We start from the raw sequence: 12834 nt of genomic DNA, 5'->3' as shown, positions 1-12834 counted from the left end.
TGATGTTTTAAGATGGTTTCTTGGCCTGTTTAAGTTTAAGAGCTTTTATTTATAACTAGAAGACGATTTGTTTTTGATTAGATTTTATCTTTTTACGATAGTTAACCTAAGTTTGTCATAATGATGTGATACATTATTGCACTTTAAATAATCGGTCTTTAATTAAAGGCAATAACCAAAATGCTAGAAATGATCTGATATTGAACATGAACTTAGCCAAAATGTTGGTTCGTTCATGATATAAAACAAATTTTTAGACCTTTCTAGTGATTAACTTTTTGAGCAAGTGATGGAAAATTTTGAAGTTATAAAAGCACTATTTCTAGGGTTTGTTGAAGGTTTAACTGAATTTTTACCAATTTCCAGTACTGGCCATTTGATTTTATTTGGTCATATTATCGATTTCCATTCAGATGGTGGTCGTGTATTCGAAGTAGTGATCCAGTTAGGTGCTATTTTGGCAGTATGCTGGTTATATCGACAAAAAATTATTAACTTGATTAAAGGCTTCTTTAGTGGCGATGTAGAGTCGCGTCATTTTGCTTTTAGTGTATTAATTGCTTTTTTCCCAGCAGTGATTATTGGTGTTTTAGCCGTCGATTTTATTAAAAGCGTTTTGTTTAGCCCAATTGTGGTTGCGATTGCCCTCATTGTTGGTGCACTGATTATTTTCTGGGTTGAATCTAGACAGTTTGAGCATAAAACACTAGATGCGACAAAAATCACGTTTAAGCAGGCACTTTTAGTCGGTCTTGCTCAATGTGTTGCGATGATTCCGGGAACTTCTCGTTCAGGTGCGACAATTGTAGGCGGGATGTTTGCAGGTTTATCACGTAAAGCCGCAACAGAATTTTCGTTCTTCCTTGCAATGCCGACCATGTTAGGTGCAGCGACATTTGACTTAATTAAAAATGCTGATGTGTTGACCTCAGACAATATGATTAATATTGGTGTTGGTTTTGTTGCAGCATTTATTGCAGCTTTATTTGTAGTAAAGGCACTGGTACTTTTTGTTGAGCGCCATACGCTACGCGTATTTGCTTGGTACCGTATTGTGCTCGGTGTCATTATTTTGATTGCAGCAATGTTCTTTAACTTATCTGCTTAATAGTCAGACTAAGTGAAAAAACCTAGAATCTTCTAGGTTTTTTTATGCCTAAAAATAGTTTTAACTTGCTTATTTATACAAAGTACTACCAAGAAACGCTTTTTCCTTTTAGTTTGATTGATATAGTAAATCTTAAATAGCCTGTAAAAAATAAAGCAATGCAACAGAATGATCTGATGAAAAGTTTGGTAGGGGCTTTTTTATATTTAGCTCCTCAAGAAGGGCTATATCCCACCTATATTTCAAATATCACTCTTATGAGGGTTGATCATTCCACACAGCCTGTTGCTGTATTACAAGAGCCTTCAATTGTTTTAGTCATACAAGGCGTAAAGCGTGGTTATATAGGAAAAGAAACTTTTCAGTTTCAACAAGGCCAGTGTTTACTCATCTCGATTGCTATTCCTTTTGACTGCGATACATGGGTTGAAAATGAACCGATGCTGGCAATTGCGATTAAATTTGAATCACAAATGATGGCTGATTTAGCCACTAAAATGAACAAAGAGCAGCAGTTATCTATAGATGAACTTGAAAAAAGAGATATAAAGCTCAGTTGTGGTTTAAATATTATAGAAATGAACTCTGTTATATCTGAAGTTGCTTTACGTTTGTTGCATTTACTTCGTTCTAAACAAGATACCGCGATATTGGGAGAGCAGATAAAACGAGAACTCATTTATAGGGTTTTACAGGCCGGTAGTCGTGATTTAATCGAAAATCTTTCGGCTATGATAAGTCGAAATAGTGTGATTTATACAATTTGTGAAATTATTCAAAGAGATTACTATCATAATTTAACGGTTCAGGAACTTGCTAAACAAGCAGGAATGAGTGTCTCTCTTTTTCATCAAGCGTTTAAGAAAGTCACGAACTATTCTCCATTACAGTACATTAAGATTACTCGATTACATAAAGCACGTGATTTAATCTTAAATAATCAAATGGGTGTTGCGGAAGCTGCCTATCAGGTTGGGTATGTAAGTGCCTCACAGTTTAGTCGAGAGTTCAAACGGCTGTTTGGAGTTCCACCTAAATCTTCAATGAATTAAAGTAAATCAATACATTTAAAATATAAACCAAACATGGAGCATATCAATGAGTCTTCCAACAACCATGAAAATTGTTGAAATTACGGTTCCTGGCGGACCTGAGGTCTTAAAACTTCAAGATTCAGATGTTCCAGTTCCTCAAGCAGATGAAGTGTTAATTGAGATAAAAGCTGCTGGAATTAACCGCCCAGACGTATTGCAGCGTATGGGCTTATACCCAATGCCAAAAGGTGTTACGCAAATTCCGGGTCTTGAAGTCGCTGGGGTCGTAGTTGCTGTAGGTGATCAAGTGCAACACTTCAAAGTTGGAGACAAGGTTTGTGCTTTAACCAACGGTGGTGGTTATGCAGAGTATTGTACTGTCACTGCAACGCAAGTACTTCCCATACCTGAGAATTTATCATTTACTCAAGCTGCTGCAATTCCGGAAACATTCTTTACAGTTTGGGCAAATCTGTTTGATATCGGCCGTTTAAAAGAAAATGAAACAGCACTGATTCATGGTGGGGCAAGTGGTATTGGGACCACCGCTTTAGCGATTTGCCATGCTTTAGGGATTAAAACTTTTGCTACAGTTGGAAGTGAAGATAAAGTTGAAGCACTCTCTAATTTAACGACTGCAATTAACTATAAAACCCAAGATTTTGAGCAAGAAATTTTGAAACACACCCAAGACCAAGGTGTTGATGTGATTTTGGATATTGTGGGTGGTTCGTATTTCTCGAAAAACTTAAATCTATTAAAGCGTGATGGTCGACTGGTCATTATTGGTTTTATGGGAGGGCGAATTGCAAAAGAATTTGATTTACAAAAACTGATTTTAAAACGTGCAACGATTACTGGCTCAACCATGCGAGCGCGTAATAGCCAAGAAAAAGCACAGATTGCTCAGTCCTTACATGAACATGTATGGCCATTATTGGCGCAAGGCAAGTGCTTACCGCAAATCTATAAAACCTATGATTTTTCAGATGTACAAAGTGCCCATGCATGTATGGAGCAAGGTGACCATATTGGAAAGATCGTTTTAGAGATCAATACCTAATTTAACGCGTGATAGTTTAGGTGAACGTCATGTTTGCCTAAACTGAAATTTATAATTATTAATTGTGCCTATTTCTATATAAAAATTGCCAAATTCTATTGGCGTGTTGCACCAGTTTCTTGATCTAAATATACATGTACTAAGAAATAATAACTGGCTTAAAGCTGTTATTTCGTTCTTCAATTCTAAAGGATGGTAACAATGAATACCCCAGCATCAAATGATAAAAATCCAACTCCAGATTTGGCTGAAGATAATGCGTTCTTCCCATCACCATATTCACTGAGTCAATATACTTCTCCTAAAACAGATTACGATGGCACAACCTATCCAACGCCGTATACGGGCAATAAAAAAGTCTTAATGATTGCAACTGATGAGCGTTATATCCAGATGCAAAACGGTAAGTTCTTTTCTACAGGAAACCATCCAGTAGAAATGCTTTTGCCGATGTTTCATTTAGATAATGCAGGCTTCGAAATTGATGTCGCGACCCTTTCAGGGAATCCAGCCAAACTTGAAATGTGGGCAATGCCAAAGCAAGAACAAGTGGTATTAGATACTTTCCAAAAATATGCAGATAAATTAAAAAATCCGTTAAAACTTGGTGATATTTTAGAAAATGTAGTCGGTGAAAACTCTCTATATGCGGCTGTATTTATTCCGGGTGGGCATGGGGTGTTAGCGAAGATTCCGCATAGCCTTGAAGTGAAGAAAGTTCTTAAATGGGCAGTTGAACAAGACAAATTTATTATTACGTTATGTCATGGTCCAGCTTCGTTACTGGCTGCCGCAATAGATGAACAGCCTGAGAATTATATTTTTAAAGATTATCAAATTTGTGTATTCCCTGATTCATTAGATAAGGGAGCAAATATTGATATCGGTTATATGCCGGGAGCTTTACCGTGGTTAGTCGGTGAGAACCTTGAAAAACTCGGTGTGAAGATTCTGAACACTGGTATTACCGGACAATGTCATAGAGATCGTAAATTGTTAACGGGCGATAGTCCGCTTGCTTCTAATAATTTAGGTAAACTTGCAGCTGAAACATTGCTGGCTGAAGTGAAGGATTAAGTTATTCAATATGTGCGCCCTGCGGGACTCGAACTATACTTTGTAAGACCTTTAAGTAAAGGATTTTTTGTTTTGAATTTTTTAAATATATCCCTATTTGTATCCTTATTTTCTTAAGTACTATTAACTGAATTTCATTCAATTAATAGTTCTAGTTCGAATCCTTATTTAGGATTCGAACTACTAAAATAATTTAATCTGATCTGGTAAATTATTTGCTTTAAAGCTGAATTCGGTTTGAAACTTTTACGGGTAGAAGAGTCTGATTTTTTTGCAGAATACTATTGTATACGTTCACATCACCCACAGTTTGAATTGATAAAACTAAAGAATATCTAATAGGAGATAGTTCTGATATTTCAGTCGCAGCACCTTGTTCTCTAGCATGGTATTTAACATCAAATAAGGGATCTTCAAGAGTAGATAATTTAAATCTTTGGCTTCTAGATATTGTTGTTTCCCATTTATGTGCATCTTCTCTTAATTCTTCTTCAGTTAGATATAAGCCTTTACTTGAGAAAAAAGTTTTTGCATCAGGATGTTGTTGTTCATCATTTTTCTTATTTTGATTAGCCCTAAAAGTAATATCCAAACCTGATCGGGTGTAGTGTAGTGGATGTTCAGGATCTGTAATGGCATTAATACTGAATGTTGCTTTTAAAATAACCCATGTACAATCCGCGTCTTTAGGAACTGGAATAGGTATACGCAAATGTTGGTCTGGTTTAAGTTCTCCCTGAAATAGAATTGTAGCTTCATCATCTAAGCATTCTAATACTTCTTCTGGTTGATGTGGTAATTTACCCCAACCTACATTATTTTGTGAATGTTGTTCCGGTTTAGCCTTATGAATCATTAAGGCTTTAATTGAATTTGTTGTTAATTCAAAATCTGTTAATGCATCAATACCAGCTGCTACACGCATGGCAAGTGGGGAAGCGAAGCTAGTGCCCATTGTCGCGATTATTGAATGAGTTAATGGTGAGTAAACATGGAACATCTCCTTTTCACTTCCACCAAATAAAACTCCATCAGGTTTAATTAAGCCAGGACTTCTTCCAGGGCCCGTACAGCTATAAGGGGCACGTTCCCAATCTTTGCTTTGGCAATCAATTGCTCCAATAGCAAGGCTGTTAACCATGTCACTTGGAGGCTGAATGCGTCCTAATTCTCCAGGTAAGTCGCCATCATTTCCAATAGCAATTGTCGCTAAACAATGTCCATCTTGTAGATATTGGTCGAGGACAGAGGTCCATACATGCACGTCATCATCATCAACAGCAATTTGAGGCCCTAGACTCAAATTGATATATTTATACTTTTTTTCTTTAAGTACAGCTTCAATTCTTGATAAGACATTAAATAAATCAGGATCATGCTCATCTTCTGGTGAAAGAACTCTAACTACATCCACACTTGTGTACGGAGAGCCTAGCAACCCAGAACCTGGTTGATATGGTCCAAATAGATAAGTTGAGCATACTTCACTACCATGTGCTAAAAAATGGGGATGAGATGTAGAAACATCAACAGGTATAATTTCCTTAGCTAAATCTCCCAGAAGATGAGTGCTTCCAAGGCCACCATCGAAAATACATACTTTAAACTTATCAGAGAGTTGATAATTTTGAGGAAAGGCAAATGCTTCTTTTAATTGCGTCCTTGTTAAATTAGGCTTATTGAAACGTAACTTAGGAATACTTCTTAACGCTCGTAAATGGGAAAATTCAGCGAGCTCCTCTTCAAGACCATGTTCAATAGTTACAGGCAAGAATGTTAAGCCTCCAACAAATTTACTTTTATTTTTTTCCGCATTTCCTCCTAGCTTCTCAACATATTTTAGAAAAGCTTCTAGAATACTTTCTTCTTCTTGGGATGCGTGAATTACCACTTCCAGTTTATTGATTTGTCTAGTTGGATCTAAATTTTTAATCTTTTCTTCTGAAGTAAAAATATCAACCCGTTCAATTGTTCGAATAAAGTCTAAAGTAGCTTGATCTAAATCATTTTCTTCCACATTTTTAAGCATTTTTTGATAATCAGTTTTTTTCCCAGATACATATATGCAAGAAGTTACAGCAATATCTGGATGTTTACGTGTAGCCCAACTATCAGGGGAAATTTTTACAGATTTTGATCCTATATCCTTCATACCAAATTTTTTAAATAGCTTACGAGGATAATAAGTTTTAGCTAAATATGAAGGGTGTTGAATAAACTTGACCACGACCTCATCATTAGCACATGCATCCGTAGGTTTATTTTCAATTTCCCACATAATTTCCTCTAAATTATGTTGGAATCTTAATCTCCCTTCTTCTATGGAATAGGGATGTTTCTTATCGCCACCGCCAGTTTTTATATAAACTGGATTTGTAATGGTTTCACCATAACCTATGAGGAAGTTCTTCATATTTAATTACTCTCAATTGTTTGTAAAGTGGTAATAATTTTTTTAATCGTTGGTCTACTTAATCCTGTTTCTTCAGCGATTTTTCTTTGGGAAAGACCTTTTCGATGTAGGTTAAGCACAATTTCATTTCTTTCGGTTTTAGAACTTTGCTGTTGAGAAGTATTAGAAACTGATTCTAAATCTTCATTTCTTCCTAAAAGGATATTAATGAGTGCTTGGTCTTTTATAAAGGCTTCTTTTCTAGCTAAGTTAAATGTTCTTTCAATATCGCTAAAAGATTTTCCTGAAAAAAGGTCACATAAAAGTTTTTTATGTTTTTTTAAGTCAGAATGTTGCTGTTCTATATAAGCTTCGATCATTTGTGGAGTTGGATTACTGAACTTAAGTTGTAAGTCAAATCTACGCCAAATTGCTGGATCAAGTAATTCACTATGATTTGTAGCTGCTATTAAGATGGATGATTCTGGCCAGTCATCTAGTGTCTGTAAAAGCACCGTGACTAGACGTTTCAATTCTCCTAGTTCTCGTTCATCATCTCTACGTTTTGCAATTGCATCAAATTCATCTAATAGCATTACACAAGGGAACGAAGAGGCGTAATCAAGAACTGCTCGAATGTTGCTGCCTGTTTTACCAAGATAACTACTTATAACTGTAGCTAAATCTAAAATAATTAATGGCAGTTCTAATTTATTCGCCAACCATCTAGCTGACATTGTTTTGCCTACGCCTGGAGGACCTTCAAATAAAATTGTTTTAGTAGGGGTTAATCCGAGTTCTAACAATTTTTCAATTAAAGAACGCTCTTTAACTACTTGAAATAATTTACTTTCAATACTTTCTGACAGAATAGGAGTTGAAGGCATAATAACTGGATTTTCGACACGAACTAGTTGTAGTCGTGAATCAGTGTCAACAGGAAGTATTTTTGAATTATCTTTCGAACGTAAAAGGTTCGATTGCAATCTACTGTTAATAAAATGGTACAACTCTGGATCATCACTCTTAATTTTAGGAGCGATTTTTTTTAATGCCATTTCAACTGATCTGACATTACCAGTTAGAGCGGAATCGATAAGGAGTTGGCTAAGTTTTAGTTCCATTTTTGGTAAACTTTTTTAATATAACAAGTAGATTTTATCCTAAAATTTACCGATTTTAAATTTTTTTTACCAATTTGAGTATTTTTTTTACCACTGGTTGATGTTTAGTTTTTTCTAGGTCTGCCGATTCGATTTCTTAAATCTGTTTTTAGAAATGGAATAACAATATTTGGATCATAGAGTTTTTTTCCAGAACCACCCACATTAAATAGTTCTAATTTTTGTGAGAGCATTTCTCTTGATAGAGGAAAGCGTTTAGTGAGCCATGCTAAATCTACAAGATCGGGATATTGCTCTACTTCTAATGAAATAACTGTGGCGCCGTGAATTTTATCTCCTAAGCATATCTGAGGTGAAGATTCGCTTTCTACAGTGATGATATATTTTTGCTTAAACATATTAGAGGCTACTCCCATTTCTAGCCCATAACTAATCCAATATTGGGATTATTCCAAAAACGGTAATATTCCCATTATTGGTATTTTGAATGCTCCCAATAATGGGATGTAGAATCAACCCAATTTTGGGATGCAGAACCTATCAATGAATCAATCATAGAATCGCTTATTCACTCTAAAAGAGATATTGGCTTAATAAATTACATCGTTTGATATAGTCAAAATAATATAAATAAATAGATTTGAATTATTCCTCCTCAAAACCAATTAAGAAAATGGCTCCATTTCTCACTAGTTTGAGCACTGTCAACTTTTTTTAAGAAAAATGAATCAAGGTACATGGATAATTATTAAGAGCTTAGGACGGCGAATAAAGCACTTATCAATGGGATGATTTGGTTTGAGATTTGTTGGCTAGAGTTGGGGGCTTTACGGATAGGAAAAGTAAGAGAAATAGGGGGGGTTAGGGGCTCCCTCGCGCGCGCGCGCGTTTTATTGAAAATATACCCATTTTTTGTGGGCCTAATCCAAGTCTTAATTAGATAAATTGAATGGGCTGAACTATGAATGTATTTGCTGAGCTATGCAGCTTTTCCACACCGAAGAATCTTTTTTTTAATAAGAAATTTCCAAACTATTTAGCTCCAGACTTCAACAGTATGATTGTCGATTTGACGAATCTAGATTGGACACACGAAAAAATTGCACATGTTTTGCCGATCTCTGGCACTTCAACTGTTAGAGAGTGGTCGCGTGGTGTAATTCCAAATTATGACAACGGCGCTGCATTGATAGAACTCTGGATGCAGTTAACTAGTAAAACAGAAAAAGAAATACCTCGAATTAACCGCTACCTTATAGCTTAGAAGGACTTAAATATGGGATCTAAAAAGAAGTTTTTTGAACCGATTATGGGAATTGAGATTAATCGAGCTATTGATCTAAGTAAAAGCATTCCCGAAAAATTAAATAATTTTCAGGAAGATATTCGTTATCTGGATTCTAATCAGCTTTTTCATAAGCAATTTACTCACCAGCTATTAGCTATAATAAATAACCTTGAGGAATTAAATCATTTACTTTTAGTGATGACGAAGCCAAAAGATATTTATTATTCCTTATTAAGGACAGCTTTAGCTGCTGTTAGCAATATATCTAATTCTTTAATTATTACGGCGTATTACCTCGATTCTGAAAATAAGTATAAGCGTCTATTGAATAAGAATACATTTTCTTTTGAACTAAATTTAATCTTAAAGAAATTGGATTTTGTGAAACAGATTTTAGAGCGTGTAAGTAAGGGTAATTCTAGTAATAGGGGTATTCAGCGTCCAATATCAGATTTTAGATCTCGTGCATGAATAAGTGATGAGAGGGGCTTTAGAAGCCCTTTTTTGTTTTGGAATTTACCCATTTTTTGAATATGAATGTTGTTCTAAATTAATGATATTGGGTGGATAACGTTGGTGTTGTTCCAAATTTTAGAAAATAGGAATATGAAAATGAAAGAACAATGTAAACAAGCGGTAGCTAAAGCACTTGGCAAGCAATCACTATCAGCTCAAGAAGCAATAAAAATTGAATCACGTATCAATGAAGCCATGCGCAACATGGCACGCAAAGATATTGATAAATGGCGAAATCTTTCTGACTCTGAAAAACTCATAGAAGCATCAAAGCAAGTTGCTATTGATATTCAAGAACAATTAAAACGCAAACATAAAATTGCTGCGAATGACATTCTTACACAATCTAAAAATTTGGCTAAATTAGATCATACTAGGTTATTAGCAAGTGAAGTTGTAGACCGGATGGTTGCACCGCATGGTGACATGTCAGGCATTCAGTCAATTAGCTCTAAAGCAGATGGTATTGCAGATATTTATGAAGGTGAGCTTGTGGATTTCTACACCAATATTAAAGGCGGTTTAGGAATTTTCACAGATAAAGAATTAGTACATAAAATCGTACGTGAACGCTTTAATGAAAATACAGGCGATCCATTAGCCAAAAAAATTAGCAACAAGATGGGCGATGTCTTTGAAACCATGCGTGACCGTTTTAATCGGAGCGGAGGTGATATAGGGATGCTTGATAACTGGGGATTGCCACAAACTCACAACTTAGAAAAGATTGCTAAGGCTGGAAAAAAGGCTTGGGTAAATAAGGCTGAATCACTGATTGATACACGCCAATATGTGCATGAGAACGGTGATTACTACTCACAGCAAGAAATACGCTCATTGCTTGAATATACCTATGACACATTATCCAGTGACGGAGCAAATAAAATTGAAGTAGGCCGACAAGCTACCGGTGCAGGCACATCAAAAGTGACTAACAAACATAGCGAAAGTCGAGTACTGCATTTTAAAGATGCTGAATCATGGCTTGAATATCAATCTGATTTTGGTGGAATGCAGTTTGTTGATTTGGTAAATGCACATATCAAAGGCTTATCAAAAGATATTGCGTTGGTCGAAAACTTAGGCAGTAACCCAAAAACAGCTTTTAAAATCTTAAAGAATGCAGCTGATAAAAAAGACCGTGAAGCTGGAAGAATTACAACTAAGGATAATCCGGCACTAAATCGCGCTCAGGTAATGTTTGACGAGTTTAGCGGCGGAAACTCACCACAGTCGCAAGTTCTAGCAAATCTCGGTATTGCTTATCGCTCAATGAATATTTTCTCTATGCTTGGAGGAACTACCGTTGTATCTACTACTGATCAGGCAACCATTGCTAAAACAGCTCATGTACATGGCCTTTCATATCGTAAGGCTTTCGGGGAGTTAATTAGACAGCTCAACCCAGCCAATAAAGCAGATCGGGAGTTGGCGCATAGTTTAGGATTAGCTACTGAGGAAATGTTAGGCTCGATTGCACGTTGGTCAGACGATGGCCTTACTTCAACACATGGAAAGTCTGAAAAGTTAGCCCGTATTTCTAGTGGTGTTGCATCTCTGGTTATGAGGGTTTCACTTTTAAATGCGCTCACTGCTGCTTCTAAAGTTGGATTTACTAAGCTACTTATGGAGAAATACGGGCGCTTAAGCCGCTCAAAAGCTTGGGGTGATTTAGACATACAGGATAGAGAGTTACTTTCAAACACTGGTTTAGATGAAAGAGCATGGCAAGTTTTCCAATTAGCGGAACCAGTGGTGGACCGTAAAGGAAATCAACTTATGTCAGCACGTTCTATCTATGAAATTCCAGATGAAAAGTTAGCAGCGTTTGGTGATCCGAAACAGGTTAAAGATCAAGTAGCCTCACAGCTACAAGCTCATTTACTTGATGAGCAGGGAATGGCAGTAATTGAAGCAGGGCTTCGTGAAAAGACTCTAATAAATGTAGGTGCTAGAGGAACGATTACAGGTGAGATCTTTAGAGGGATTGTGCAGTTTAAATCGTTCTCTGCTGCATTCTTAATGCGTCATGGGAGTCGCACAATGGCCCAAGAAGGCTTAAAAGGTAAGGCGGCATATGCAATACCATTATTTGTGATGACTACATTACTTGGTGGGTTAGTAGTTCAATTAAAAGAGTTACTTAATGGCAATGATCCACAAACGATTTACGATAGTAATGACCCTAAAAAAGCAAGTAACTTCTTTGTAAGGTCCGCTGTGCAGGGCGGTGGATTATCATTCTTGGGCGATATTCTAGTTGCTGGTACAGATACCTCTGGTCGTGATGCACACTCATTTGTAGCTGGTCCACTTGGTAGTGATTTTGAGTCACTATTAAGCCTTACAGTTGGTAACTTAACCCAATACAATGAAGGCAAGGATACCAATTTCGGCAATGAAGCCTTTCAATTTGTTAAACGAAAAATACCCGCTCAGAACTTATGGTATACAAAAGCAGCGATTAACCGTATGGTATTTGATGAAATTCAAGATTTTATTGCACCAGGTTATCGTGAGAAAGCTTTGCGTAAAGCAGAAGAAAAACAAGACCGTGAACGTTTCTGGGGTGATGACATAAATGATATTAGAGCACCTGACTATGAGAGGGTAGTGCAGTAATTTGATTAAAATAAAAGGTGGCTCCGTATATTTCAATTTCAGCTATAGTTGGTATATGGGTCACTTTAAATAGATATTAAAAAAGAGATTTAAATGTTATACATCTTATTAGCTGCAGTCCTCTTAGTTTTAATAGTTACTATAATTATTTTCCACAAGGCCAAAAGCAAACAAATTTTGATTTTTGATACGCCAAAAGATTTAACGGCATTTATTCGTAGAAAATATAGTTCTCAAATCAAGCATAATCAACCTATCCACGGATTTGTTCTTGAGAATGCTTCAATAGAAAGTACACTTCAAGAATCCGTTGTGGGGGATTGGGGGCGCTCTGCTGTGGATGTACAAGTGAATATTATTACTCAAGATGGATTCCAAGAAGTAAGAGCACCATGTGGAAATATAAAAGCTGAATTTAAAAAGGGTGACTTTGTAATTGTTCTACCAATTCATAATGAACGTCATGGCTTTTGGCATTACGTAACTGTTGCAAAGTTACAGCCTATTTATGATGGCAAGAAGAAAAGCTGGATAATAATAGAAAATTATATCCAAAATTGATTGAGATAACTTAGATTCCTTTATGGGTTTAATACAAGGTAACTTTTCA

11 protein-coding genes are annotated in these 12834 nt (G+C 36.1%); 8 read left to right on the top strand and 3 right to left on the bottom strand.

The window, feature by feature from the left end; genetic code table 11:
* Positions 1–289: 289 nt before the first annotated feature.
* From HMPREF0014_RS17705 to hchA, 4 genes are all read left to right on the top strand, one after another.
* Positions 290–1108 carry an undecaprenyl-diphosphate phosphatase gene (locus HMPREF0014_RS17705; RefSeq protein WP_002051555.1) on the top strand — a complete coding sequence of 273 codons (819 nt, stop codon included), beginning with the start codon at positions 290–292 and terminating at the stop codon, positions 1106–1108.
* A gap of 158 nt (positions 1109–1266) precedes the next feature.
* Entirely contained in the window at positions 1267–2160 is an 894-nt protein-coding gene (locus tag HMPREF0014_RS17700) for an AraC family transcriptional regulator (protein WP_004885427.1), read from the top strand.
* 46 nt (positions 2161–2206) lie between these two features.
* Positions 2207–3205: an NAD(P)H-quinone oxidoreductase gene (locus tag HMPREF0014_RS17695; protein WP_004885429.1), complete on the top strand. Its 999-nt coding sequence runs from the start codon at positions 2207–2209 to the stop codon at positions 3203–3205.
* 201 nt (positions 3206–3406) lie between these two features.
* Positions 3407–4282 carry a glyoxalase III HchA gene (gene hchA / locus HMPREF0014_RS17690; RefSeq protein ID WP_004885431.1) on the top strand — a complete coding sequence of 292 codons (876 nt, stop codon included), beginning with the start codon at positions 3407–3409 and terminating at the stop codon, positions 4280–4282.
* A 220-nt stretch (positions 4283–4502) separates the two neighbouring features.
* Here hchA and HMPREF0014_RS17685 read toward each other — a convergent pair whose 3' ends face one another.
* The 3 genes from HMPREF0014_RS17685 to HMPREF0014_RS17675 form a co-directional block, all read right to left on the bottom strand.
* Positions 4503–6695: a S8 family peptidase gene (locus tag HMPREF0014_RS17685; RefSeq protein ID WP_006580372.1), complete on the bottom strand. Its 2193-nt coding sequence runs from the start codon at positions 6693–6695 to the stop codon at positions 4503–4505.
* Between the two features lie 2 nt (positions 6696–6697).
* Positions 6698–7798 (bottom strand): ATP-binding protein, encoded by a 1101-nt coding sequence (locus HMPREF0014_RS17680; RefSeq protein WP_006580373.1) that lies wholly within the window; start codon positions 7796–7798, stop codon positions 6698–6700.
* A gap of 104 nt (positions 7799–7902) precedes the next feature.
* Positions 7903–8196: a hypothetical protein gene (locus HMPREF0014_RS17675; RefSeq protein WP_020992277.1), complete on the bottom strand. Its 294-nt coding sequence runs from the start codon at positions 8194–8196 to the stop codon at positions 7903–7905.
* A 671-nt stretch (positions 8197–8867) separates the two neighbouring features.
* Between HMPREF0014_RS17675 and HMPREF0014_RS26320 the strand changes: the two genes are divergently transcribed.
* The 4 genes from HMPREF0014_RS26320 (at position 8868) to HMPREF0014_RS17655 (ending at position 12785) form a co-directional block, all read left to right on the top strand.
* Complete coding sequence (locus HMPREF0014_RS26320; RefSeq protein WP_227501429.1) at positions 8868–9062, top strand: hypothetical protein; 195 nt, start codon at positions 8868–8870, stop codon at positions 9060–9062.
* 12 nt (positions 9063–9074) lie between these two features.
* Positions 9075–9557, top strand: coding sequence for a hypothetical protein (locus tag HMPREF0014_RS17665; protein ID WP_006580376.1), 483 nt, complete (start codon positions 9075–9077; stop codon positions 9555–9557).
* A gap of 141 nt (positions 9558–9698) precedes the next feature.
* Positions 9699–12224 carry a hypothetical protein gene (locus HMPREF0014_RS17660; protein ID WP_006580377.1) on the top strand — a complete coding sequence of 842 codons (2526 nt, stop codon included), beginning with the start codon at positions 9699–9701 and terminating at the stop codon, positions 12222–12224.
* 93 nt (positions 12225–12317) lie between these two features.
* The gene (locus tag HMPREF0014_RS17655) at positions 12318–12785 is read left to right on the top strand and encodes a hypothetical protein (protein WP_006580378.1); all 468 of its coding nucleotides are present in this window, start codon (positions 12318–12320) and stop codon (positions 12783–12785) included.
* Positions 12786–12834 lie beyond the last annotated feature (49 nt).

The organism is Acinetobacter sp. RUH 2624, from assembly GCF_000162375.2.
Taxonomy (GTDB): domain Bacteria; phylum Pseudomonadota; class Gammaproteobacteria; order Pseudomonadales; family Moraxellaceae; genus Acinetobacter; species Acinetobacter nosocomialis.
The sequence above is the reverse complement of the archived record's forward strand: the minus strand, read 5'-3'. Positions and strand labels throughout refer to the sequence as shown.